Here is a 24838-nt window from a genome sequence, read left to right on the forward strand (position 1 = left end):
GCTGGCCTGCGGCGGCCCGGCGCTGCGCTCATGCCGTGCGGGTGTCGTAGGCCGCGGGCGGCTGCTGGCCGGCCAGCACCGCCAGCAGGTTGGTCACGGCCAGCGCGGCCATGGCGTGGCGCGTCTCGGCCGTGGCCGAGCCGATGTGCGGCAGCGGCGTCACGCGCGGGTGCGTGCGCAGTGGCGAATCGGCTGGCAAGGGCTCCTTGGCGAACACGTCCAGGCCGGCCGCGCGCAGCGGGCCGTGGTCCAGCGCGTGCAGCAGCGCGGCCTCGTCGACGGTGGCGCCGCGCCCGCCGTTGACGAAGATGCTGCCGGGCTTCATCTGCGCGAACAGCTCGGCGTTCAGCATGCCGCGCGTGGCATCGGACAGCGGCAGCATGGCGACCACGAAGTCGGCGCGCGGCAGCAGTTCGGCCAGCGGGGTGTGCTGGGCCTTGCCCACGAGTTCGGGCGCCTGCGCCGCCAGGTCGACCGGCCGGCGCGCGTGGTAAAGCACGGGCATGCCGAAGCCCAGCGCGGCACGCCGCGCGATGGCCTGGCCGATGCGGCCGAAGCCCAGGAGGCCCAGTGTCTTGTGGTGCACGTCCCAGCCGTACAGGTCTTCGCCCACGCTCTTCGTCCAGCGGCCCTCGCGGATCCACGTGGCCAGCTCGACCACGCGGCGGCTGGTGGCCATGAGCAGGCCGAACACGGTGTCGGCCACGGTCTCGTCGAGCACGCCGGGCGTGTGGCACAGCACGATGCCGCGCTGCTGCAGCGCGGCCAGCGGGTAGTTGTCCACGCCGACCGAGACGCTGGAGACCACGCGCAGGCGCGGTGCCTTGTCCAGCAGCGCCGGCGTGATGGTGTAGCTGGCGCCGATGAGCCCCTCGGCCTGCGGCAGCGCGGCCTCGAACGCAGCCGGATCCAGCTTGGGCTCGGTGACGGTGACCTGGTGCACGGCCTGCAGGCGCGCGAGCTGGTCGGGCGGCAGCGCGCCGAAGACGACGACGTTCATAGTCCAGCCTCCTGCAACTGGGCCCGCGTGGGCAGGCCTTCGGTGTCGCCGATCACCTGCACGCAGCGCGCGCCGATCCACGCGCCGCGGCGCACGGCCTCGGGCACGCTGAGCCCTTCGAGCAGGGCACTCACCACGCCGGCCGCAAAGCCGTCGCCCGCGCCCACGGTGTCGACGACCTGCTCGACCGGGAAGCCCGGCGCGCGGCCGGTGCCGGCCACGTCGCTGTCGTAGTAGGCACCGTCGGCGCCGAGCTTCACGACGACCAGCCTGGCGCCTTGCGCACGGTAGAAGGCCGCCACGCGTTCCGGCGCGGTCTCGCCCGTCAGGATCTCACCTTCCTCGATGCCGGGCAGCACCCAGTCGGCGCGGGCGGCCAGGCCGTTGATGGCCTGCACCATGGCCTCACGGCTGGGCCACAGCATGGGCCGCAGGTTGGTGTCGAAGGACACCGTGCGGCCGGCGGCGCGCGCGATCTCCATGCTGCGGATGGCGGTGGGCAGCGTGGTGGCAGAAATGGCCGGGAACACGCCCGTGGCATGCAGATGGCGCGCGCTGCGCAGCCAGGCCTCGTCGATGTCGGCGGGCGCCATCTGGCTGGCGGCCGAGCCCTTGCGGTGGTATTCGACCGGCGGGTCGCTGCCGTCCGTCACGCGGCCCTTGAACTGGAAGCCGGTTTTCTGGCTCGCATCGCAGACCACGTGGCCGCAGTCGATGCCTTCGGCCTGCATGCTGCGCAGCAGGTAGCGGCCCATGCTGTCGGTCCCCAGCCGGCTCGCCCAGCCGACCTTGAAGCCCAGGCGCGCGAGGCCGATGGCGAAGTTCGTTTCTGCGCCGGCCGTGCGTTTGAGGAAGCCGGTGCAGTCCTCCAGCGGGCCGGCCTGGTCGGCGACCAGCAGCATCATGGCTTCGCCGAACACGGCGACGTCGAAAGCGGTGGAATCGTTCATAGGATCTGCCCGAGGAATTGCCGGGTCTTCTCGTGCTGCGGGTTCTCGAAGAACTGCTGCGGCGGTGCCTGCTCGATGATCCTGCCCTCGGCCATGAAGATCACGCGGTCGGCCACGCTGCGTGCGAAGCCCATCTCGTGCGTGACGCACAGCATGGTCATGCCGTCCTCGGCCAGCGTGATCATGGTGTCCAGCACCTCCTTGACCATCTCGGGATCGAGGGCCGAGGTCGGCTCGTCGAACAGCATGATCTTGGGCGCCATGCACAGCGCGCGCGCAATGGCCACGCGCTGCTGCTGGCCGCCCGAGAGCTGGGCCGGGTACTTCTTGGCCTGCTCGGGAATGCGCACGCGCGTGAGGTACTGCATGGCCACCTCTTCGGCCTGCTGCTGTGTCATGCCGCGCGAGCGCATGGGCGCCAGCGTGCAGTTCTCCAGAATCGTCAGGTGCGGGAACAGGTTGAACTGCTGGAACACCATGCCGACCTCGGCCCGCACGCGGTCCACGTTCTTGCCGCCTGCGGTCAGCTCGATGCCGTCCACGGTGATCTTGCCCTGCTGCACGGTCTCGAGCCGGTTGATGCAGCGGATCAGCGTGGACTTGCCCGAGCCCGAGGGGCCGCAGACCACGATGCGCTCGCCGGCACGCACCGACAGGTCGATGCCGGTCAGCACCTGGAACTGGCCGTACCACTTGTTGACGCCGGCCATCTCGATGATGGGGGCGCCGAGGGTGTGTTGCTGCTTGGTGTTCACGTTGGCTCGTCTATGTTGGAAGGAGACTGGCGGTGTTGCGGGGTGCGTGGGCCGAGGCCACCGGGTGGCCCCTTCCGCGAATGTCCCCCGCCAGGGCCGCAGGCGGCCCAGGCTCCTCCTTTATTTCGCTGCAGGGGCCACCCAGTGCCCTCGACCCTGGACAAGTCGCGCCGTGCCGACGAATGCGAAGCGACGCTGCCAGACCGCGACGATGGTGTGCACCGTCGGCGCGGTCCCGCACCACCTTCACGCGTGCAAGCACAGCCAGCTCACAGCGCCGGGAAGTCCGTCCCCAGCCACTTCTGGTACAGCTTGTTCAGCTCGCCGTTCTTCTTGTTGCGCTCGACGAACTCGTCCAGCGTCTTCTTGAGCTCGGCCTGGCCGGGGCGCATGGCCACGCCCATGACCTGCTGGCGCAGGTTGAACTTGTTCTCGTAGGTGCCGGCGGGTGCGCGCTTGGCGATCTGCGCGGCCACCGTGGTCGAGCAGCCGATGGCGTCGACCTGGCCCGACATCAGCGCCTGCATGGCCGAAGCGTCGTCGTCGAAGCGGCGGATCTCGGTGCCCTCGGGCGCGATGGCGGTCAATGCCACGTCCTGCGTGCTGGCGCGGGCCACGCCCACGCGCTTGCCCTTGAGGTCGGCGGCTTCCTTGAGCTGCACCTTGGCCGCGCCGTACAGCACGATGGTCGCGGCCGCGTAGGGCGTGGAGAAGTCGACCTGCTTGGCGCGCTCGGGCGTGATGGCCAGCGAGGCCACCAGCACGTCCACCTTGTTGGTCAGCAGGAACGGAATGCGGTTCGGGCCGGTGACCGGCACGATGTTGGCCTTCACGCCCAGGTCCTTGGCCAGCAGCCGGGCCACGTCGGCGTCGTAGCCGTCGGGCTGGTTCTGCGCGTTGGTCGTGCCGTAGGGCGGGAAGTCCACCAGCATGCCGATGGTGATCTCGCCCTTCTTCTTGATGTCGGCGACGGTCTGGGCCGCGGCGGGCAAGGCAAAGGCGGCGGCCAGGGTCAGCGCCAGGGCGGCGCGGCGGGTGGTGGTCATGGCAAGGTCTCCGGGTGGGTCGAAAGAATCAGCGCGTGAGGGCAGCCGCGCGGCGCTTTTCCATGCGCGCGGCCAGCAGCGACAGCGGCCAGCAGATCACGAAGTAGACGGCGGCCACCGTGGTGAACACATGCAGCGGCTGGAAGGTGGCGTTGTTGATGATCTGGCCCGCGCGCGTGATCTCGGTGAAGCCGATGATGGCTGCCAGCGAGGTGCCCTTGATCACCTGCACGAGGTAGCCCACGGTGGGCGGCAGCGCGATCTTGAAGGCCTGCGGCAGGATCACGTCGCGCATGCGGTTCACGTACGACAGGTTCAGCGCCAGCGCCGCCTCGCGCTGGCCACCGGGCACGGCCTGGATACAGCCGCGCCAGATCTCGGCCAGGAAGGCTGCGGTGTTCAAGGTCAGCGCGATGCTGGCCGCCACCCAGGGATTGATGTCCAGCCCCAGCACCGGAAAGCCGAAGAAGATCAGGAACAGCTGCAGCAACAGCGGTGTGCCCTGGAACACCTGGATGAAGCCGGTGGCCAGGAACTGCGCGCCGCGGTGTTCGCTGGTGCGCGCCAGCGCGACCAGGAGGCCGAGCAGCGTGCCGCCGACGAAGGCGATGGCGGAGAGCGCCAGCGTCCACTTCGCCGCCTCGACGATGAACAGGAATTCTGACCAGCCAAAAGTGCGCATCACCGTTTGTCCGGGTAATTGAGGAACTGGCGGTGCACGAGCTTGAACAGCCCCGCGAACGTCAACGCCAGCCCCAGGTAGATCAGCGTCACCACGATGTAGATCTCGAAGCTGCGGAAGGTCTGCGATTGCAGCGTGGCGGCCACCGAGGTGAGGTCGTCGGCCGAGATCACCGAGACCACGGCCGAGGTCAGCATCAGCAGGATGAACTGGCTGGTCAGCGCCGGGTAGATGGCCTTGAGCGCGGGCTTGAGGACCACGAAGCGGAAGATCTCCCAGGCCTTGAGGTTCAGCGCGCGGCCGGCCTCGATCTGGCCCTTGGGGATGGACTCGATGCCGGCGCGGATGATCTCGGTGGCGTAGGCGCCCAGGTTGACGACCATGGCCGTCAGCGCGGCCTGGTAGGGCGACCAGCGCAACCCGAACACCGGCAGCGCGAAAAAGAAGAAGAACAACTGCACCAGGAAGGGCGTGTTGCGGATCAGCTCGATGTAGGCCTGGATCAACCAGCGCAGCCAGGCCGGCCCGCCGGTCTTGCCCCAGGCGCACAGCACGGCCACCACCAGGCCCAGCACGGTGGCCGTGAGCGAGAGCTGCACGGTGATCCAGGTGCCCTTGAGCAGCAGCGGCCAGGCGTTGAAAACAGCGTCGAACTGGAATTGGTAGTTCACGGACCGGAGTATGAAACCGGTTTCAGAATCTTGAATGAGGGTTTACGCGCATGCGGGTCGATGCGGCGGCGCGCTTGGCCGGCGCGCTGCGTTCGGGGACGGGTGGCGGCAGACGTGGCGGGCCTTACTCCGCCTTGGCCCCCGACACCCGCACCTGCTCGGCCGCCAGCGGCATCTGCTGCTGCACGAAGCTCCAGAACTCGTCCACGCCCATCGGCTTGACGGGCAGCGCGCCCTGGTCGATGAACTGCTTTTGCACCTCGGGGTTGCGCAGGGCCGTGGCCAGCGCGGCGTTCAGCTTGTCCAGCGCCGGGCGCGGCGTGCCGGCCGGGGCCACCAGGCCATACCACGAGTCGGTGTAGAAGCCCTTGACGCCGGCTTCCTCGAAGGTCGGCACGTCCGGCAGCGCGGGCAGGCGCTGGCGCGATGCCACGGCCAGCGGGCGCAGCTTGCCCGAGCGGATGAAGGACATCGCGCCCGTGGTCAGCACGAAGTCCACGCGGCCGGCCATCAGGTCGGTCATGGCCGGGGCCGTGCCCTTGAACGGGATGTGGGCCACGTCCACGCCGGTGATCTTCTTGAAGCTGGCGCCGGCCAGGTGCTGGCTGGAACCGACGCCGCCCGAGCCGTAGTTGAGCTTGCCCGGCTCGGCCTTGGCCGCCTTGAGCAGGTCGGCGACCGAGCGGAACGGCGAATCGGTGGGCACCAGCAGCACGCTGGGCGAGGTGGAGATCATGCCGATGGGCGCGAAGTCCTTCAGCGGGTCGTGGTTCAGCTTGGCGTACAGCACCGAGTTCAGGCCGTGCGATGCCACCGTGGCCAGCATGATGGTGCTGCCGTCCGGCCTGGCGCGGGCCACCGCATCGCTGCCGATGTTGCCGCCGGCGCCGCCCTTGTTGTCGATGACGATGGACTGGCCCAGTGCCTCGGCCATGCGCTGGGCGGTGAGCCGCGCGACGTTGTCCGAGGGGCCGCCCGCGGGCCAGCCGACGACCATGGTGACGGGGCCGGGTGGCAGGGCGCCCTGGGCGGCCGCGGGCACCGGGGGCAGGGCGATGGCGGCGAGGGCGAGCGCGGCGAAGCCACGGCGGGAGAGGGTGTGCATGGTGTTCGAGGGAAAGGGATGGAGCATGGGTGGGGTCATGGCTTGTCCTGCCAGGGCATCTCGCCCCAGAGCTTGCGGAAGCCCGCTTCGGTGGCCTGCAGTTCCGCCGCGTAGGCGGCCGGCGCGAGGTAGCGCAGTGGCGCGTACATGGCCTCGGCCTGCTGCTTGAACGCCGGGTCGGCGGCGATGGCGGCCACGGCGTCGACCAGCTTCCTGCGCACGGCCTCGGGCAGGCCCTTGGGGGCGGCCAGGCCGCGCAGCGAGGCCAATTCGATGGGGATGCCTTGCTCCTTGAAGGTGGGCACCTGCGGCGCCAGCGACGACCGCTCGGCCGACATCTGGCCCAGCAGCCGGATGGGCGTGCCGCCCTTCTGGTAGGCCAGCACCTCGCCGACGTTGATGGCGCCGATGACGATCTGCTGGCCCGTGGCGGCGGCGCGCACCTCGCCCGCGCCCTTGTACGGAACGTGCGTCAGGCGGGTGCCCGTGGCGCGCTCGAACAGCAGCATGGCCAGGTGGTCGTCCGAGCCCGTGCCGGTGGTGCCCACGGTGACGGCGCCCGGGTTGTCCCTGGCGTAGGCGGCCAGGCCGGCCAGCGTGGTGATGCCGTTGCCGTTGTGGATGGCGAAGGCGCCCGGGTCGTCCACCAGGTTGCCCAGCAGGTCGTACTGGCTCCAGTGGAAGCTGCTCTTGCGCTCGATCGGGATGGTCAGCACGTTGGGCGTGTTGATGAAGCCGATGGTGTAGCCGTCTGGCCTGGCACGCGCGAGTTCGCCGAAGCCGATGCCGCCGCCCGCGCCGGGGCGGTTCAGCACCACCACGCTGGCGCCGATCTGCTTTTCCAGGTGGCGGGCCAGCAGGCGCGCCACCAGGTCGGTGCCGCCGCCGGGACCGTAGGCCACGATCAGTTCGATGGGCTTGGCGGGGTAGGGCGCGTCGGGCTGTGCCACCGCATGCAGGTGGGGCAGGGCGAAGGCGGCTGCGGCGATGCCTGCGCACAGCGCGCGGCGGGTCCAGTGGTCGTTCATGCTTGTCTCCGTTGTGTTGCCCGCAATGGGCTGTGCGAATCAGGGTGCGCGTGCCGCGGCGATGCGTGCGCTGGCGCGTGGCCAGACCTCGGGGTTGACCAGGCGTTCGGGCCGCTGCCCATCGGCCAGCAGCTTCACGATCTGGGTCGCGGCCAGCGTGGCGTTGTTGCGCCGGGCCTCGTGCGTCACACCGGCCGTGTGGAAGGTGGCCACGACATGGGGCAGCCGCAGCAGTGGATGGTCGGCCGGCGGTGGCTCCTGCTCCCAGACGTCGAGCCCCGCGCCGCCCAGGTGGCCGCTGGCCAGGGCCGCGTGCAGGGCCGCCTCGTCGTGGATGCCGCCGCGCGCCGTGCTCACGAAGATGCTGCCCGGCCGCATGGCGGCGAACGCCGCGGCGTCCATGAGGCCCAGCGTGCCAGCGTCGCGCGGGCAGTGCAGCGAGACGATGTCGGCGCGGCGCAGCAGCTCGTCCAGCGGCACCGCCACGGCGCCGCGCGCGGCCATCTCGCCGGCATCGAGCGCCGGGTCGACACCCAGCACCTGCATGCCGAAGGCGCGGCCCAGCGCGGCGGTGCGGCGGCCGGCCTCGCCCACGCCCACGATGCCCAGCGTGCGGCCACGCAGCTCGTGGCCCATCAGGTCTTCGCGGCTGAAGCCGCGGGCGCTGGCGCGCAGCCGCTGGTCGGATTCGGGGATGCGGCGCAGCACGGCCAGCATCAGGCCCAGCGCCATCTCGGCCACCGAGTCGGCGTTGCCGCCGGCCTGGTTCATGACCAGCACGCCGGCGCGCGTGCAGGCGCTGATGTCGATGGTGTCGCAGCCCGAGCCGCTGGACGAGACCGCCAGCAGCTGCGGGCAGCGCGCCAGCAGCTCGGGCGTGACGAACCAGCGGCGCGGCAGCTCGTCCTTGGCCGCGGTGATCTGCAGCACCTGGGCGTGGGCCAGCGCGCTCCAGGCCGCGTCGTCCGCGCCTTCCATGGCGCAGGTCTGGAGCAGCACGCCGGGGGCCTCGCCGACGATGCGGTCGAAGGCCGGGTCCAGCCAGTAGTTGAAGCGGACGACGCGGAGCGGCGAGCCTGCGCCCTGCAGGCTGCCGTGCCGATCCCCTTGGGGCGGGCTGGCGGTGCTCACAGCGCGCCCTTCTCGCGCAGGCTGCGCAGCACCCAGCTGCGGTCGGCGCGGCCTTCGGCGATGGCTTGCAGCGCATCGGCCTCCACGCGCTGGATCGCCTCCACGCGCGCGGCGATGTCTTCGGCCTCCTCGGGCGGCACGGCCAGCAGGCCGTCGCCGTCCCCGACGACGATGTCGCCCGGCCGCACCACCATGCCGTCGATGCTGACCGGCACGTGCAGCTCGCCGGGGCCGTCCTTGTACGGGCCGCGGTGCGAGACGCCGCGCGCATACACCGGCAGGCTGTGCTGGGCGATGGTGTCGCTGTCGCGGATCAGGCCGTCGATGACGATGCCGGCGGCGCCGCGCGCGATCAGCAGCGCCAGCATGATCTCGCCGATGATGGCGTTGGGCCCCACGCCGCCGGCGTCCACCACGAGCACGTCGCCCGGGGCGCAGGTGTCGATGGCGTGGTGCACGAGCAGGTTGTCGCCGGGCCGGGTGCGCACCGTCAGCGCGCGGCCCGCGAAGCCGCCCTCGCGCCGGTGGAACGGCTGGAGCGCCGACGTGCCCGTGGTGCGGCTCATCGCGTCGCTGACGTTGGCGACCTGGAAGCCGCGGTAGCGCGCGAGCAGCGCGTCGCTCACGGCCGGCGCCGGGCGCGCGTGGATGTGGAAGCCCTGGATCTTGCTCATGGGTGGTTCTCGGTGAGGGGAAAGTCGGCGGCGCTGGCCACCGGGCGGATGCAGGCCGGCGTGATGTCGGCGATGCGGGTCAGCCCCAGCATGGCCATGTCGCGCGAGATCTCCTCGCGCAGCAGCGCGATGCCATGGGCCACGCCGGCCTGCCCGGCGACCGCCGCCGCGTAGTTGAACGGCCGGCCCACGAACACGCAGCGCGCGCCGAGCGCCAGTGCCTTCACGGCATCGGTGCCGCGGCGCACGCCGCTGTCCAGCATCACGGGCAGGCCGGGCACGGCGCGCACGATGGAGGCCAGTACGCGCAGCGGCGCCACCGCGCCGTCGAGCTGGCGGCCGCCGTGGTTGGAGACGATCAGGCCGTCGGCGCCATGGTCGCGCGCGACGGAGGCGTCCTCGGCCGCCAGGATGCCCTTGACGACCAGCTGGCCGGTCCAGCGCTTGCGGATGGCGGCCAGGTGCGGCCAGGCCAGGTGCGCCCGGTCGGAGAAATCGCGCAGCACGCTGGGCGAGAGGATGGGCGCGCCGCGCGTGGCGTAGTTGTTCTCGAAGTGCGGCATGCCGTGGCGCAGCAGCGTCTTGAGGAAGGTGCCGAGCAGCCAGCGCGGGTGGCTGAGGCCCTGCCAGGCCAGCGACAGGCTGGGCTTGAGCGGCGTGGAAAAGCCCGCGCGCACGTTGTTCTCGCGGTTGGCCGCGACGGGCGTGTCCACCGTGATCACCAGGGTCTGCACGCCGGCGGCCTGCACGCGGTCCAGCAGGCCGTCGATCTGCGCCAGCTCGCCCGGCAGGTAGGCCTGGAACCAGGTTTGCGGCGCGGCGGCCATCACCTCCTCCAGCCGGATCAGCGAAGAGCCGCTCATGATGGCCGGCACGCCCGCCTGCTGCGCGGCCTGGGCCAGCACCACGTCGCCGCGGTAGGCCGAGAGCGCGGAGATGCCCATGGGTGCCAGGCCGATGGGCGCCGCATAGCGCCGGCCGAACAGTTCGAAGCCCAGGTCGCGCTGCGCCACGCCGGCCAGCACGCGCGGGCGGAAGGCCAGGTCGGCGAAGGCCGCGCGGTTGGCCGCCAGCGAGCGGTTGTCTTCCACGGCACCGCTGATGTAGGCGTGGATGGGCCGCGGCAGGTGGCGCCGGGCCAGCGCCTCGAAGTCGTCCAGGCACAGCACCTGGCGGCAGGCACGGGGCAGGGTGGAAGCAGGGGCAACAGCGGGCATGGGGCGGCCATGGTGCCCAGCGCGATGGTGAAAGAAAAGCGAAAAAAATCGGCGATGGCGTTTCGCTTTTTAGAAAATGAGCCCATGACGCTCAAGCAACTCGAGGCCTTCTACTGGGCCGCCACCTGCCTGAACTTCTCGGTCGCCGCCGAGCGGGTGCACCTGTCGGTCTCCTCGCTGTCCAAGCGCATCGCGGAACTGGAGGCCTCGCTGGGCACGCAGCTGTTCGACCGCAGCGGCCGCGCGGCCGAACTCACGCCGCAGGGCGAGCAACTGCTGCCGCGCGTGCGCGCGCTGCTGCACGACGCCGCGCAGCTGCAGCAGGCGGCCGGGCGCAGCGTGGGGCTGCAGGGGCGCTGCCGCATCGGCTTTGGCGAGCTGAGCGGCCTGACCTGGCTGCCGAAACTCGTGCAGAAGGTGGCCGAGCTGCACCCGGCGCTGCAGCTGGAGCCGCATGCCGACATCGGCCAGGTGCTGGAGCAGCGCATCGTCGATGGCGAGCTCGACTGCGTGGTGATCGCCGGCCCGTCCTCGCGCAGCAGCCTGGCCTTCGAGCAGGTGGCGCAGGTGCGCTTCGTCTGGGTGGCCAGCGAGGCCTTCCTCGCGCGCGCCGGCACCGAGCAGCCGCAGCGCCTGGTGCGCGAGCAGCTGCTGATCGCGCTGCCGGTGGGTTCGGGCGCCACGCGCACGCTGGACGAATGGCTGGGCCGCCAGGGCCTGGGCATCGAACGCCGGCTCAGCTGCAACAGCTGGGGCGCGGTGGTCGGCATGGTGGCCGAGGGCCTGGGCTTCACCTACATGCCGCAGGGCTGGGCCGAGGCGCTGCAGGCGCGCGGCGTGCTGCGCATCCTGTCGGGCGGCGGCGCGCTGGTGCCGCTGACCTACACCGTGCAGTGGCGGCGCGACGACGCGCGGCCGCTGATCGCCGAGATGCGGCAGATCATCCGCAGCGTGATCGATTTTCCGGCGCCGCGTTGCCTGGTGTGAGGTGCCGCTGTCCTGCGCCGACGCCCGCTGGAGTCGGGTTTACCCTTCGTCGTGCCGCAGCGTCCAGGCCTAGCATTCCGGCCTGACGAGAGGGCCGCTGGGGCCTTGGCGAAACATCCGGATGCACGGGCAGACGACACGATGCTTGCGAAGCAGACCATCGAGTGGACGACCGCTGGCGTTTCGCCTGCGGACAAGACCGACCTGTGGGAATCGGTCCTCAGTTCCAGCTACCGCGCGTGGCAGGTGCCGCGTCGCCTGCCGGCCACCTTCCATGCCCAGGTCCGGCAACATGCCTTCGCCGGCGCCGGCCTCGTGGAAACCATCTGCGATCCGTGCAGCGGCCGTCGCACCAAGGCCCTGGCGCGGCAGGACGACGAGCCCTACGTGGGGATACAGCTCACGACCGCCGGCCGCGAGCGCTTCAGGGTGGGGGGCCAAGGCATCGAGGCAAAGGCCGGCGACCTGGTGGTCTGGACCACCGATGCCGATGTGGAATTCGACGTCCTGGAGCGGCTGCACAAGGTCACGCTGATGATCCCGTGGACGCTGCTGCGCGAGCGGCTTGCGGAGCGCAGATCGATGCCTGTGGGCGGCAAGATCGACAGCCGCATCGGCATCGGTTCGTTGTTGGCCGCGCACCTGCTGGGCCTGTCCCACCAGATCGGCGCCTTGAGCACGCAGCAGCTGGGCGCCGTGAGCCGCACGACCCTGGAATTCCTTGGCATCGCGCTCGCGGAGCAGCAGCCGGTGGCCACCTTCGATGCCGGTGCGGCGATGTTGCGCCGCGTGCAGGACTACATCCTGCAGAACCTGCACGAGGAGGGCATGACGCCGGCGGCGATCGCGGCGGCCAATCGCATTTCGGTGCGCTATCTGCATCTGCTGTTCCAGCGCAATGGCGCGACGGTCGGTGCGTGGGTGCAGGAGCGGCGCCTGGTTAAGTGCCGGGAGGCGCTGGCCGATCCGGCCCATGGCCGTCAGCGGGTGGCGGACATCGCCTACCGCTGGGGCTTCACGTCCACGAGCCATTTCAGCCGCGTCTTCAAGGACCGCTACGGCATGTCGCCCGGCGATGCGCGCGGCGGCCCGCTGATCTGAATCCGATCGGAGCCCGGGCATGCGCCCGGCCCACGTTCATGGCACAGCGGCGGTGCCCAAGCCTTTCAGGCGAGCTGGCTCCACGATCTCGATCCAGTAGCCGTCCGGGTCCTCGATGAAGGCCACATCCTTCATCCTTCCCTGGTCGGGCCGCTTCACGTAGGGCACGCCGTGCTGGTCGAACCAGGCCACGGCTGCGTCCAGGTCCGGCACGGAAATGCAAATGTGCCCGAAGCCTTGCGGCTGCGCGTTGCCATCGTGGTATTGAAATTCCGCATTGCTCTCGGTGCCCCAGTTGTGGGTCAGCTCCAGCACGCCGCGCTGGGAGAAGGTCCAGGCCGTGCGCTCCTGCGCGGACACGGGCACGTCGTTGTTCTCGGGCAGATGCGCGAGGAAATACAGGGAGAACTTCATTTCCGGGAAGTCCAGCCTGCGCAGCACCTGCATGCCCAGGACCTTGGTGTAGAAGCCGAGCGACGCCACCGGATCCTTCACGCGAAGCATCGCGTGGTTGAAGGTGAAGCCGCGTGTTTCGGTCGCGCGTGCGGCGCTCACGCCGGGGTGGGTTTCGGTGATGAACGGCATGGGCTGGTTCACACCGAGAAGCGGCAGAGGGTCTCGCCGCCGTCGATGCGGATCAGGTCGCCGTGGATGTAGCTCGACTCGTCCGAGGCCAGGAACACGGCCAGGTTGGCGATGTCGTCCACCTCGCCCCAGCGCTTGAGCGGGATCATGTCGGTGAAGGTCTTGTCGAAGTCCTTGTCATCGAACAGCGCACGGGTCAGGGAGGTCTTGGCGTAGGTGGGGCAGATGCCGTTCACGCGGATCTTGTTCTGACCGTACTCGATGGCAAGGCAGCGGGTCATGTTCGCAGCCGCACCCTTGGAAATGTTGTAGACCGACTGCTTGGGGTGGCCCTGCAAGCCAGCGGTGGAAACGATGTTCACGATGTTGCCGCCACGGCCTTGTTGCAGGAACACCTTGATGGCTTCCTGGCAACCGAACCAAGAGCCTTTGACATTGACGTCCCAGCAGGCGTCGAGGTCTTCCACGCCGAATTCGTGGGCCAGCTTGCCGGCGCGGTAGATGCCCGCGTTGTTGACCATGATGTCCAGGCCACCAAAGACCTTGACCGTATCGGCCACCAGGGCGGCCACCTGGTCCTGCTGGGTCACGTCGCAACGGACGTAGTGCGCCTGGCCGCCGGCCTCCTGGATGCCCGCGACCGTGGTCAGCTGCGGCTTGGTCTCGAATCCGCCCTTGTTCGGCTGCTCGTGCACGTCGCTGACCACCACTTTGGCGCCTTGCGCCGCACATGCCAGGGCAATACCCCGGCCGAAACCGGAGCTTGCGCCGGTGACGATCGCCACTTTGCCCGCAAGGCGTCCTGCTTGGTTGGACATGGAAGTTTCCTGGAATTGGGTTGGTCGGTGCCGGCCCCTGAGGGCCTGCGGCCGGCGTCGACAGGCGATGAACGTGCCATCCGCCGCCAGCGTCGGGCCCGGCAATGAAGCGGAGGTCGGCCGCGTTAGGCGTCGAACGGCGTGAAGGTCTGGACCGCGATGCGGCCGCCCTGCACATGCAGGGTGTCGGTGGCCCGCGTGACCCAGGGCCTGGCTTCCCAGACGAGGTAAGCCACTTCGCCGTGGACAGCGTTCCTGGTGATCTTGAAGGCCTCCCAGAACCGGGGATCGGCGCCTTCGATGAAGGCCTTGAAGAAGGCGCGGATCTCGGCGGTGCCGGTGTAGGTCTTGTCGGGCGTGGCGAGCACCGAGGTGTCGTCGTAGTCGCGCATCAGTTCGTCCAGACCCTGCGCGAAGGCGCCCAGATGGTGGTCCAGCGTCTGCTTGGTGCGGACATCGGGGCTTGCGTTGGCAGAAGGCATCGATCACTCCATGGGGCAGGGTTCGAGAGGGATGCCGGCCGCGTGCGCGCGGCCGGCGTCGGCGCACCGGGGCGTCAGATGTAGGCGCGCTGTGCCTCGTCCCAGGTGACCACCACGATGGGGGTGCCGTCGTCCTGGATGAACGACAGGGGACCGAGGAAGGTCATGTAGAACTCGCTGTCGACGGGGAAGTAGGTCTTGTCGTGGCGAGCGTTGGCCGACTCGTAGCCGTAGGCCGGCGCCACCACCGTGTCGCCGCCATGTTCGGTGCCGCCGCGCACGTCCATGCGCCCCTTGGTCAGCAGGTACTCGCCTGGCCCGATGTGGAAGTGCGGGTTGAACGAGGAGCCGGCCGGGCAGTCGAAGATGGCGGCCCAGGAGCCCATTTCCGGCGATGCATGCAGGAACTTCCAGCGGATGCCGCCGCGCGACAGCGCATCGGGGAACGGCTTCCACGGGATGTCGTCGATCTGAACGGCCTCTTCCTGGATCTTGTTTTTGATCTGCAGCATGGTTGCCTCCTGTGGCGCTCGGCTGGCGAGCTGGTGTGTGGGGCCTGAACAATAGGTTCGACCGGCCCTTGAGCCCGGCCCCGGGAGCGCAGGGCCAGATGCGTCCACGTGCAACGTGGCGCTGTCGGCCGGCATGCAGGAGCCCGAACGTTCGCCGTATCCCCACCTGGACGGCGGTGCCGATGCGGCCTGGACCGCCACCGGCTTGCAGGGTTGTCCTGCAGGACGCCATGGGCCTGCCACAGCGGGCGGACACGGGTTGCACGGGCAGGCAATGCGTGGTGCGCTGGGGGACCAGTGGATGGAGTCATCAACCATTTGGCCTGAATTTGTCCTAACTTGGGTCTTGTGAAGCCAAAGCCCTGGCCCTAGCATCCGTCGCATTGCCCTATAACCAGCAGGAGACACGCGGCGTGACGCCCTGGCAAGCCACCACTGCGGATGAGATGCGCGTGCTCGACGCGGCCTTCTGGTCGCCCGGCAGTTCGCGCCACGCGCTGGCCGCGCCGCTGGGGTTCTCGTCCAGCAAGGGCAAGGCGCTGATCGCCGGCCTGATCGACCAGGGTCTGCTGGAGGAAGCTGGCACCCAGGCGTCCCAGGGCGGCCGCCCCGCCGAAACCCTGCGCCTGCACCATGGCCTGGGCCTGCTGCTGGGCGTGGACATCGGCGTCACCAGCCTCACGGTGGCCGTGCTGCGGCCCGACCTCACCCTGCTGACCCAGCACAGCGAAGACATCGACGTGCGCCGCCAGGGCCCTGGCGTGGTGCTGGCACGCGCCGCCGTGCTGATGCGCGAACTGCTGGCGCGCAGCGGCGGGCGGGCCGCTCAGGTGCTGGGCATCGGCGTGGGCGTGCCGGGGCCTGTCAACTTCGAGGCCGGCCAGCTCGTGAGCCCGCCGCTGATGCCCGACTGGGACCGTTTTTCCATCCGCGACTTCCTGCGCGACGACTACCGCGCGCCGGTGTTCGTGGACAACGACGTGAACCTCATGGCGCTGGGCGAGTTGTGGCGCCTCAAGCGCGCGCTGCCCAACTTCATCGTGGTCAAGATCGGCACCGGCATCGGCTGCGGCATCGTCTGCCATGGCAGCGTGTACCGCGGCGCCACGGGGTCGGCCGGCGACGTGGGCCACATCAGCGTGGACCACGAAGGCCCGCGCTGCCATTGCGGCAACCGCGGCTGCGTGGAGGCCATGGCCGCCGGGCCGGCCATCGTGCGCTTGGCGACCGAGGCCGCCGAGGCCGGCGAAAGCCCCGTGCTGGCCGCGGCGCTGGCCGAGCGCGGCAGCCTGGCCGCCGAGGACGTGGGCGCCGCCAGCCGCGCAGGCGACGCGGCGGCCAACCGCATCCTGCAGCACGCCGGCCACCTGGTCGGCCAGATGCTGGCCGCCGTGGTGAACTTCTTCAACCCCTCCCATGTGCTGCTGGGCGGCGGCATCACGCAGGTCGGGCCGCTGTTCCTGGCGGCCGTGCGGCAGAGCGTCTACCAGCGCTCGCTGGCGCTGTCGACGCGCCAGCTCGAGGTGCAGTACGCGCCGCTGGGGGCGCAGGGCGGGGTGGTCGGTGCGGGTGCGCTCGCGATGGGCGAGACCTTGCGTGTGCGGGGAGTGGCGCCATGAGCACACGCGGCGAGGGGCCCCGCGAAGCGGGGATCGACGTCAGTGCGTTTGGTGCCGGCCACCGACCAGCGCGACCTGTGGGTGGGCGCAACAGGACGGAGGTGGCGCCATGAGCAACAGCGTCGGCGTCGGCGTCGAGTTCGACGCGATCCGCAAATCCTTCGGCCCGGTCGAGGTGCTGCACGGCATCTCGTTCAGCCTGCAGCCCGGCCGCGTGGTCGGCCTGCTCGGCGAGAACGGCGCCGGCAAGTCCACGCTCATGAAGATCCTGTCCGGTTACGAGGCGCCGACCGCGGGCCTGCTCCGCGTGAACGGCCAGCCCTGTGCCTTCAAGGGCCCGCGCGACGCCGAGGAACTGGGCATCGTGCTGATCCACCAGGAGTTCAACCTGGCGGACGACCTGACGGTGGCGCAGAACATCTTCCTGGGCCACGAGAAGCACAAGGGCTGGTTTCTCGACGACGCCGCGATGGCGCGCGACACCGCTGCCGCGCTGGCCCAGGTGGGCCTGTCGGTGCCGCCGGACCGGCGCGTGCGCGACCTGATCGTGGCCGAGAAGCAATTGGTCGAGATCGCCAAGTCCGTGGCCCGCCGCGCACGCCTGCTCATCATGGACGAGCCCACGGCCACGCTGACGGCGGCCGAGACCGAGCGCCTGTTCGCGCTGATCGCGCAGCTGCGCGCCGACGGCGTGACGGTGGTCTACATCTCGCACAAGCTCGACGAGGTCGAGCGCGTGACCGACGAGGTCGTGGTCATGCGCGATGGCCAGTTCGTCACGCAGCAGCCCACGCAGGGCCTCACGCGCCATGCCATGGCCAAGCTGATGGTGGGCCGTGAGATCGCCGACCTCTACCCCGCGCGCGACCCCCGGCCGACCGAGGGCGCCGCTGCCCTGCGCCTGGAAGGCTTCGGCGTGCCGGGTTGGGCCGAGGGCTGGAACTTCGAGGTGCGCCCGGGCGAGATCCTGGGCTTCGCCGGCCTGGTCGGCGCCGGCCGCACCGAGCTGTTCGAGGGCCTGCTGGGCCTGCGGCCGGCGCGCGGCCGCGTGTGGCTGCACGGCCAGGCATTGCCCGGCGACGGCGGTTTCAGCAACCCGCGCGCCGCCGCCGACGCCGGCCTCACCTACCTCAGCGAAGACCGCAAGGGCCGCGGCCTGCACGTGCACATGGGCCTGCGCGAGAACCTCACGCTGATGGCGCTGCAGCGCTATGCCAGGCCCTGGCTCGACCCGGCCGCCGAGCGCCGCGCGCTGGAACAGGCGCAGCGCGAGTTCGGCATCCGCGCGGGTTCGCTGGACGTGCCGGCCTCGGCGCTCTCGGGCGGCAACCAGCAGAAGCTGGCGCTGGCGCGCGTGCTGCATCCGGCGCCGCGCGTGGTGGTGCTGGACGAGCCCACCCGCGGCGTGGACGTGGGCGCCAAGCGCGAGATCTACGAACTCGTGCAGCGCCTGGCGCGCCAGGGCCTGGCGGTGCTGGTGGTGTCGTCCGAGCTCATGGAGCTGATCGGCCTGGCGCACCGTGTGGCCGTGGTGCGTGCGGGCCGCCTCGTGGCCACGCTGGATGCCGCCGGCCTGACCGAAGAAACCCTGATCGCCCACGCCACCGGCGTGGCAGAAACCAACCATGTCCACGCCTGAAGCTTCCACTTCCGCCGCCCGTGTCAAGCCCAAGCTGCAGGGCTGGGGCCCGGTGCTGGGCCTGGTGCTGCTGTGCATCGCCGGCACCCTGCTCAACAGCGACTTCGCCACCGTGGACAACGCCATGAACCTGCTCACGCGCACGGCCTTCATCGGCATCATCGCGGTGGGCATGTGCTTCGTGATCATCTCGGGCGGCATCGACCTGTCGGTGGGCTCCATGGCCGCGCTGATCGCCGGCTGCGTGATTCTGTTCATCAACGCCATGGGACCGCTCACGGGCTCGCCGCTGCTGGCGGTGGTGCTGGGCGCGGGGCTGTCCGTCGTGCTGGGCGCGGCCTTCGGGCTGGCGCACGGGCTGCTGATCACCAAGGGCCGCATCGAGCCCTTCATCGTGACGCTGGGCACGCTGGGCATCTTCCGCGCCTACCTGACCTGGGCCGCGGACGGCGGCGCCATCACGCTGGACAACGACCTGTCGGACCTGTACGCGCCGGTCTACTACGGCAGCCTGCTGGGCATCCCGGTGCCGGTCTGGGTGTTCCTGGCCGTGGCGCTGGCCGGCGGCGTGGTGCTCAACCGCACGGCCTACGGCCGCTACGTGCAGGCCATCGGCTCCAACGAGCAGGTGGCGCGCTATGCGGCCGTGGCCGTGGACCGCGTGAAGATCCAGACCTACATGTTGCTGGGCATCTGCGTGGGCATCGCCACCTTGCTCTACGTGCCACGGCTGGGCTCGGCCTCGCCGACCACCGGGCTGCTGTGGGAGCTCGAAGCCATCGCCGCGGTGATCGTGGGCGGCACCGCGCTCAAGGGCGGCGCGGGCAGCATCACGGGCACCGTGGTCGGCGCCGTGCTGCTCTCGGTCATCAGCAACATCCTGAACCTCACCAGCATCATCAGCGTGTACCTGAACGCGGCGGTGCAGGGTTTCGTGATCATCGTCGTCGCGTTCCTGCAGCGCGGGAAACGGTGAGTGTTCGTGCCTTCAACCAACCAGGAGACTTTCGCATGATTTCCAGACGCCTGACCCTCACGGCCATTGCCGCCGCCAGCTTCGCCCTGCCGGCCCTGGCCGCCGACCCGGTGCACCTGGGCGTGTCCATCCCGGCCGCCACCCACAGCTTCATGGGCGGCATCAACTACTGGGCCAACCAGGCCAAGAAGGATCTGGAGAAGGCGCACAAGGACCTCAAGATCACGATCCGCACGGCCGCCAACGCGCCCGAGCAGGCCAACCAGCTGCAGGATCTGTCGTCGGTCTCCAAGATCAACGCGCTGGTCGTCTTCCCGTTCGAATCCGCCGCGCTGACCAAGCCGGTGGCGCAGGTCAAGGCCAAGGGCGCCTACGTCACCGTGGTCGACCGGGGCCTGACGGACACCAGCGCGCAGGACGCCTACGTGGCCGGCGACAACACCGCCTTCGGCAAGATCCCGGCCGAGTACATCGCCAAGAAGCTGGGCGGCAAGGGCAACGTGGTGGCGCTGCGCGGCATCGCGACCACGCTGGACAACGAGCGCATGGACGCCTTCAACGCCGTGCTCAAGAACCACCCGGACATCAAGCTGCTGGACGCCAAGTACGCCAACTGGAACCGCGACGACGCGTTCAAGGTCACGCAGGACTACCTCACGCGCTTCAAGCAGATCGACGCGATCTGGGCCGCCGACGACGACATGGCCGTGGGCGTGCTCAAGGCCATCGACCAGGCCAAGCGCGACGACATCAAGATCGTCTTCGGCGGCGCCGGCGCCAAGGGCATGGTCAAGACCATCATGGACGGCAAGGACAAGCGCATCGACGCCGACGTGAGCTACTCGCCCAAGTTCATCTACGACGCGATCAAGCTCACGGCCGAGGCGCGGCTGAAGGGCGAGAAGCTGCCGGCGACCACGATCATTCCGTCGGTGTTGATCACCAAGGACAACGCCAAGGACTTCTACCACCCCGACTCTCCTTTCTAAGCGCCGAGCGATGAAGACGATCAAGGGCCCCGCCATCTTCCTTGCCCAGTTCCTGGGCGACGCGCCGCCGTTCGACACGCTGGACCATCTCGGCGCCTGGGCCAAGGGCCTGGGCTACGAGGGCGTGCAGCTGCCCACGGCGCCGCACATCGTCGACCTGGAGAAGGCGGCGAGCAGCCAGACCTACTGCGACGAGGTCACGGGGACCTTGCAAGCGCATGGCCTGGCGATCACCGAACTGTCCACGCACCTGCAGGGCCAGCTCGTGGCCGTGCACCCGGCCTACGACGCTTTGTTCGACGGCTTCGCGCCCGAGGCCGTGCGCGGCACGCCGGCCGCGCGCACCGAGTGGGCCATCGGCCAGATGCACCTGGCCGCGCAGGCCAGCGAGCGCCTGGGCCTCACGGCGACCGCCACGTTCTCGGGCGCGCTGGCCTGGCCCTACCTCTACCCCTGGCCGCAGCGGCCGCCAGGGCTCGTGGAAGAAGCCTTCGGCGAGCTCGCGCGGCGCTGGCGGCCCATCCTCGACAAGCTCGACGCGCACGGCGTGGACGCGGCCTTCGAACTGCACCCGGGCGAGGACCTGCACGACGGTGTGACCTTCGAGCGCTTCCTCGCAGCGGTCGGCGACCACCAGCGCGCCAATATCCTGTACGACCCCAGCCACTTCGTGCTGCAGCAGCTCGACTACCTGGCCTTCATCGACATCTACCACCCGCGCATCAAGGCCTTCCACGTGAAGGACGCCGAGTTCCGGCCCGACGGCCGCCAGGGTGTCTACGGCGGCTACAGCGGCTGGGCCGAGCGCGCCGGGCGCTTCCGCTCGCTGGGCGACGGGCAGGTGGACTTCGGCGCGATCTTCTCGAAGATGGCCCAGTACGACTTCGCCGGCTGGGCCGTGCTGGAGTGGGAGTGCGCGCTCAAGCATCCCGAGGACGGCGCGCGCGAAGGCGCGGACTTCATCCGCCGCCACATCATCCGCGTGGCCGAGCGGGCTTTCGACGACTTCGCCGGCAGCGGCGTGGACCCCGCCGCCGTGCGCGCCCTGATGGGGATCGCGCGATGACGCGACGACTGCGCCTGGCCATGCTCGGCGGTGGCGAGGGCGCCTTCATCGGCGCGGTGCACCGCATCGCCGCGCGGCTGGACGACTGCTACGAGCTGGTGGCCGCCGCGTTGTCGTCCGACCCTGCGCGCGCGGCCGCCAGCGCTGCCGCCATCCACCTGCCGCCCGGGCGCAGCTATGCCGACTGGCGCGAACTGATCCGCGCCGAGGCCGCGCGCCCGGACGGCGCCGAGGTCGTGGCCATCGTCACGCCCAACCACCTGCACGCACCCATGGCCACGGCCGCGCTGCAGGCGGGCCTGCACGTCATCTGCGACAAGCCGCTGGCCGTCTCGCTGGCCGAGGGCGAGGAACTGGCGCGCCTGGCGGACCGGCAAGGCCGCGTGTTCGCGCTGACCCATCCCTACGCCGCCTACCCCATGGTGCGCCACGCCCGCCACCTGGTGGCCAGCGGCGCGCTGGGCACCATCCGCCTGGTGCAGGCCGAGTACCAGCAGGACTGGCTGACCCGAGCGCTGGAGCAGGAAGGCAACAAGCAGGCGGCCTGGCGCAACGACCCCGCCCAGGCCGGCCCCGCCGGTTGCCTGGGCGACATCGGCACCCACGCGTTCCAGCTGGCCTGCTTCGTCACCGGCATGGTCCCCGACCAGCTCAGCGCCGAGCTGACCAGCTTCGTGCCCGGCCGCGTGCTGGACGATCACGTGCAGATGATGCTGCGCTACGCCAACGGCGCGCGCGGCCTGCTGTGGGCCAGCCAGGTCGCGGCCGGCTGCGAGAACGCGCTGCGGCTGCGCGTGTTCGGCACCGAGGCCTCGCTCGCGTTCGACCAGGAGCAGCCGGGCGAACTCTGGTTCACGCCGCTGGGTGGCGCCGCGCAGCGCCTCACGCGCGGCCGCGTGGACAGCCCTGCGGCGCTGCAGGCCACGCGCGTGCCGGCCGGGCACCCGGAGGGCTACCTGGAAGCCTTCGCCCAGGTCTACCGCGACGCGGCCGAACTGATCCTGGCACGCGGCGAAGGCCGTGCGCCCGCCGCGGCGGCGCAGCAGGTGGCCACGGTGCACGACGGCGTGGCGGGGCACCGCTTCATCGAGGCCGTGCTGCGCAGCAGCGCCGCAGACGGACGCTGGGTGCCCCTGGACTGACCGGCCCGCCGACGGGGTGGGGGGCCCGGGGCGGGCCGCAGGCGGTAATACACTGCGCGCGCCGCACCATGCGCGGACGCCCATGACCCGAACGCCCGCCACGCCCAAGCCGAACGATGCCAGCGCCGCCCATGCACACATGCTGGACGAACTGGCCGAGCTGACGAAGCGGATCGCCGACCCGGCCGAGGTGATGCACGTGACGGCCCGCCTGCTGGGCCAGCACCTGCACGCCAGCCGCTGCGCCTATGCCCATGTCGAGTCGGACCAGGACCACTTCGAGCTGTTCGGCGACTACAACGACGGCGTGCCCAGCATCGTCGGGCGCTACGCCTTCTCCGACTTCGGCGAGGTGGTGCGCGACCTCATGCGCGCCGACCGGCCCTACATCAACCACGACGTCGACACCGATCCGCGCACGGCGGGCAGCGACCTGTCGGCCTACCGCGTCACGCGCATCCAGGCGGTGATCTGCGTGCCGCTGCACCGCGACGGGCGCTTCGTCGCCGGCATGGCGGTGCACCAGGACCGGCCCCGGGTCTGGCGCGACGACGAGATCGCGCTCATGCTGACCGTGGTGGCGCGCTGCTGGGAGTCGCTCGAGCGGCTGCGCACCGAGCGCGCGCTGCGCGAGGCCAACCAGCGGCTGAGCCTGGCGCTGGCCGCCGGAGAACTGGGCGACTGGAGCTGGGACGCCGCCACCGACCGCATGGCCCTGAGCCCGGCCGCCGCGCGCCTGTACGGGCTGGAGCCCGACAGCCACTGGACCCGCAGTGCCATGCGCCGGCTGCTGCACCGCGAGGACCGCGAGCCGGCGCGCCTGGCCGCTGCGCGCGCCGTTGCCCAGCGCGGGCTGTACGACATCGAATACCGCGTGCCGCGGCCCGAAGGCCTGCGCTGGGTGTCGGTGCAGGGCAAGCCCACCTACGGCGCCGACGGCCAGCTGGTCGGCATGATCGGCGTGGTGCGCGACATCACCGAACGCCGCCTGGCCGAGGAGCGCGCACGCACTGAGGCGCAGACGCTGGAGCTGCTGAACCAGACCGGCGCCGCGCTGGCCGGCGAGCTGGAGCTGGATGCGCTGCTGCAGCGCGTGACCGATGCCGCCACCCAGCTCACGGGGGCGCGTTTCGGCGCCTTCTTCTACAACGGCACCGACGCGCAGGGCGAGGCCTACCTGCCCTACGCGCTGTCGGGCGCGCCGCCCGGGGCCTTCGGGCAGCTGGGCCATCCGCGGCCGACCGTTCTGTTGGACCTGACCTTCCGCGGCGGCCCGCCGATCCGCAGCGACGACATCCTGGACGACCCGCGCTACGGCCAGTGGGGCCCGCACCACGGCATGCCGCCGGGGCACCTGCCGGTGCGCAGCTACCTGGCCGTGGCGGTGGTCTCGCGCACGGGCCAGGTGTTCGGCGGCCTGTTCTTCGGCCACCCCGAGCCGGGCCGCTTCGGCGAGCGCGCCGAGCGGCTGGCCGTGGGCATCGCCGGCCAGGCCGGCATTGCCATCGACAACGCACGGCTGTACGCCGACGTGCAGCGTGCCAGCGCGCTCAAGGACGAGTTCCTGGCCACGCTCTCGCACGAGCTGCGCACGCCGCTGTCGGCCATCCTGGGCTGGGTGCACATCCTGCGCCGGCGCTATCCCGATGCGGCCGGCGACCTGGCCAAGGGCATCGCCGTGATCGAACGCAATGCGCGCGCGCAGAGCCAGCTGGTGGGCGACCTGCTGGACATGAGCCGCATCGTCTCGGGCAAGCTGCAGCTGGAGTTGCAGCCGCTGGCGCCGCTGGGCTGCATCGAGGCCGCCATCGAAACCGTGCGGCCGGCCGCGGAGGCCGGCGGCGTGCGCATCGAGGCCCGGCTCGACCCGGCCGCCGGCGTGGTGGCGGCCGACGCGGTGCGGCTGCAGCAGGTGGTCTGGAACCTGGTGGCCAATGCCGTCAAGTTCACGCCGCGCGGCGGCCTGGTCACGGTGCGGCTGGCGGCCGACGGCGAGGCGCTGCACATCGCCGTCGAGGACAGCGGCATCGGCATCGCGCCCGCGTTCCTGCCCTACATCTTCGACCGCTTCCGCCAGGCCGACGGTTCCACCACGCGGCGCTTCGGCGGCCTGGGACTGGGCCTGGCCATCGTGCGCCAGCTCGTGGAACTGCATGGCGGCAGCGTGCAGGCCACCAGCGCCGGCGAGGGCTGCGGCAGCTGCTTCGTCGTGCGGCTGCCGCTGCATGCGGCCGACGTGCCGCCGGCGCTGCAGGCCTTTGCGCCGGAGGCGGCGAGCACCGAGCTTGCCGGCCTGCGCGTGCTGGTGGTGGACGACGAGACCGACGCACGCGATCTGCTGCAGCGCATGCTGGCCGACGCGGGCGCCGAGGTGCTCGTGGCCGACGGCGCCGACGCGGTGCTGCAGGCCATCGTGCAGGAGCGGCCGCAGGTGCTGGTGTCCGACATCGGCATGCCGCAGGTCGACGGCTACGCGCTGCTGCGCCGCGTGCGGGCGCTGGGGCCGGCGCAGGGCGGCGACCTGCCGGCCATCGCGCTGACGGCCTTCGCGCGCGCCGAAGACCGGGTGCGCGCGCTCAAGGCCGGGTTCCGTGCCCACGTGGCCAAGCCGGTGGAGCCGGCCGAACTCGTGGCCACCATCGCCAGCGCCGCCGGGCGCTGAG

24 protein-coding genes are annotated in these 24838 nt (G+C 70.7%); 9 read left to right on the forward strand and 15 right to left on the reverse strand.

The window, feature by feature from the left end; translation table 11 throughout:
• Positions 1-28: 28 nt before the first annotated feature.
• The 11 genes from ASF44_RS18835 to ASF44_RS18885 all read right to left on the reverse strand — a co-directional run bounded on the left by ASF44_RS18835 (position 29) and on the right by ASF44_RS18885 (position 10259).
• Entirely contained in the window at positions 29-1000 is a 972-nt protein-coding gene (locus ASF44_RS18835; RefSeq protein ID WP_056900755.1) for a D-glycerate dehydrogenase, read from the reverse strand.
• Positions 997-1950, reverse strand: a complete 954-nt coding sequence (locus ASF44_RS18840) for a sugar kinase (protein WP_056900756.1) — start codon at positions 1948-1950, stop codon at positions 997-999. The genes ASF44_RS18835 and ASF44_RS18840 overlap by 4 nt, the downstream gene beginning before the upstream one ends.
• Positions 1947-2660, reverse strand: a complete 714-nt coding sequence (locus ASF44_RS18845) for an amino acid ABC transporter ATP-binding protein (protein WP_056900827.1) — start codon at positions 2658-2660, stop codon at positions 1947-1949. The genes ASF44_RS18840 and ASF44_RS18845 overlap by 4 nt, the downstream gene beginning before the upstream one ends.
• Before the next feature lie 314 nt (positions 2661-2974).
• Complete coding sequence (locus ASF44_RS18850; RefSeq protein ID WP_056900757.1) at positions 2975-3751, reverse strand: transporter substrate-binding domain-containing protein; 777 nt, start codon at positions 3749-3751, stop codon at positions 2975-2977.
• Positions 3752-3779: 28 nt separating this feature from the next.
• A complete protein-coding gene (locus ASF44_RS18855; RefSeq protein ID WP_056900758.1) occupies positions 3780-4433 on the reverse strand; it encodes an amino acid ABC transporter permease in 654 nt (217 codons plus the stop codon).
• Entirely contained in the window at positions 4433-5104 is a 672-nt protein-coding gene (locus ASF44_RS18860; protein WP_056900759.1) for an amino acid ABC transporter permease, read from the reverse strand. Before ASF44_RS18860 ends, ASF44_RS18855 begins: the two co-directional genes overlap by 1 nt.
• Before the next feature lie 124 nt (positions 5105-5228).
• The gene (locus ASF44_RS18865; protein ID WP_056900828.1) at positions 5229-6209 is read right to left on the reverse strand and encodes a tripartite tricarboxylate transporter substrate binding protein; all 981 of its coding nucleotides are present in this window, start codon (positions 6207-6209) and stop codon (positions 5229-5231) included.
• Between the two features lie 35 nt (positions 6210-6244).
• The gene (locus ASF44_RS18870; RefSeq protein WP_056900760.1) at positions 6245-7237 is read right to left on the reverse strand and encodes a tripartite tricarboxylate transporter substrate binding protein; all 993 of its coding nucleotides are present in this window, start codon (positions 7235-7237) and stop codon (positions 6245-6247) included.
• A gap of 39 nt (positions 7238-7276) precedes the next feature.
• Positions 7277-8326, reverse strand: a complete 1050-nt coding sequence (locus ASF44_RS18875; protein ID WP_056900829.1) for a hydroxyacid dehydrogenase — start codon at positions 8324-8326, stop codon at positions 7277-7279.
• A 38-nt stretch (positions 8327-8364) separates the two neighbouring features.
• Entirely contained in the window at positions 8365-9042 is a 678-nt protein-coding gene (locus ASF44_RS18880) for an RraA family protein (RefSeq protein WP_056900761.1), read from the reverse strand.
• Positions 9039-10259: an alpha-hydroxy acid oxidase gene (locus ASF44_RS18885; RefSeq protein ID WP_056900762.1), complete on the reverse strand. Its 1221-nt coding sequence runs from the start codon at positions 10257-10259 to the stop codon at positions 9039-9041. The genes ASF44_RS18880 and ASF44_RS18885 overlap by 4 nt, the downstream gene beginning before the upstream one ends.
• Before the next feature lie 84 nt (positions 10260-10343).
• Here ASF44_RS18885 and ASF44_RS18890 point away from each other — a divergent pair, with 84 nt between their 5' ends.
• Entirely contained in the window at positions 10344-11246 is a 903-nt protein-coding gene (locus ASF44_RS18890) for a LysR family transcriptional regulator (protein ID WP_056900763.1), read from the forward strand.
• Between the two features lie 141 nt (positions 11247-11387).
• Positions 11388-12347 carry a helix-turn-helix domain-containing protein gene (locus ASF44_RS18895; RefSeq protein WP_056900764.1) on the forward strand — a complete coding sequence of 320 codons (960 nt, stop codon included), beginning with the start codon at positions 11388-11390 and terminating at the stop codon, positions 12345-12347.
• A gap of 36 nt (positions 12348-12383) precedes the next feature.
• Here ASF44_RS18895 and gloA read toward each other — a convergent pair whose 3' ends face one another.
• The 4 genes from gloA to ASF44_RS18915 all read right to left on the reverse strand — a co-directional run bounded on the left by gloA (position 12384) and on the right by ASF44_RS18915 (position 14744).
• Complete coding sequence (gene gloA / locus ASF44_RS18900; RefSeq protein ID WP_056900830.1) at positions 12384-12932, reverse strand: lactoylglutathione lyase; 549 nt, start codon at positions 12930-12932, stop codon at positions 12384-12386.
• An 8-nt stretch (positions 12933-12940) separates the two neighbouring features.
• On the reverse strand, positions 12941-13750 hold the full coding sequence (locus tag ASF44_RS18905) for an SDR family NAD(P)-dependent oxidoreductase (RefSeq protein WP_056900765.1): 810 nt from the start codon (positions 13748-13750) through the stop codon (positions 12941-12943).
• A 125-nt stretch (positions 13751-13875) separates the two neighbouring features.
• Positions 13876-14232: a nuclear transport factor 2 family protein gene (locus ASF44_RS18910; RefSeq protein ID WP_056900766.1), complete on the reverse strand. Its 357-nt coding sequence runs from the start codon at positions 14230-14232 to the stop codon at positions 13876-13878.
• Positions 14233-14306: 74 nt separating this feature from the next.
• Positions 14307-14744, reverse strand: a complete 438-nt coding sequence (locus tag ASF44_RS18915) for an acetylacetone-cleaving protein (RefSeq protein ID WP_235579269.1) — start codon at positions 14742-14744, stop codon at positions 14307-14309.
• 446 nt (positions 14745-15190) lie between these two features.
• On the opposite strand from ASF44_RS18915, the gene ASF44_RS18920 reads away from it, so the two are divergent.
• The 7 genes from ASF44_RS18920 (at position 15191) to ASF44_RS18950 (ending at position 24837) form a co-directional block, all read left to right on the forward strand.
• Positions 15191-16363, forward strand: a complete 1173-nt coding sequence (locus ASF44_RS18920; RefSeq protein ID WP_056900767.1) for an ROK family protein — start codon at positions 15191-15193, stop codon at positions 16361-16363.
• Between the two features lie 109 nt (positions 16364-16472).
• Complete coding sequence (locus ASF44_RS18925; protein ID WP_056900768.1) at positions 16473-18002, forward strand: sugar ABC transporter ATP-binding protein; 1530 nt, start codon at positions 16473-16475, stop codon at positions 18000-18002.
• Positions 17989-18978, forward strand: a complete 990-nt coding sequence (locus tag ASF44_RS18930) for an ABC transporter permease (protein ID WP_056900769.1) — start codon at positions 17989-17991, stop codon at positions 18976-18978. Before ASF44_RS18925 ends, ASF44_RS18930 begins: the two co-directional genes overlap by 14 nt.
• A gap of 35 nt (positions 18979-19013) precedes the next feature.
• Positions 19014-19967 (forward strand): substrate-binding domain-containing protein, encoded by a 954-nt coding sequence (locus ASF44_RS18935; protein ID WP_056900770.1) that lies wholly within the window; start codon positions 19014-19016, stop codon positions 19965-19967.
• A gap of 10 nt (positions 19968-19977) precedes the next feature.
• Positions 19978-21033, forward strand: coding sequence for a sugar phosphate isomerase/epimerase (locus tag ASF44_RS18940; RefSeq protein WP_056900771.1), 1056 nt, complete (start codon positions 19978-19980; stop codon positions 21031-21033).
• Positions 21030-22175 (forward strand): Gfo/Idh/MocA family protein, encoded by a 1146-nt coding sequence (locus tag ASF44_RS18945; RefSeq protein ID WP_056900772.1) that lies wholly within the window; start codon positions 21030-21032, stop codon positions 22173-22175. The genes ASF44_RS18940 and ASF44_RS18945 overlap by 4 nt, the downstream gene beginning before the upstream one ends.
• 82 nt (positions 22176-22257) lie before the next feature.
• Positions 22258-24837 carry a GAF domain-containing hybrid sensor histidine kinase/response regulator gene (locus ASF44_RS18950; RefSeq protein ID WP_082524888.1) on the forward strand — a complete coding sequence of 860 codons (2580 nt, stop codon included), beginning with the start codon at positions 22258-22260 and terminating at the stop codon, positions 24835-24837.
• The last annotated feature ends 1 nt before the right edge of the window (position 24838 follow it).

It is taken from the genome of Pseudorhodoferax sp. Leaf274 (assembly GCF_001422445.1).
GTDB lineage: Bacteria > Pseudomonadota > Gammaproteobacteria > Burkholderiales > Burkholderiaceae_C > Pseudorhodoferax.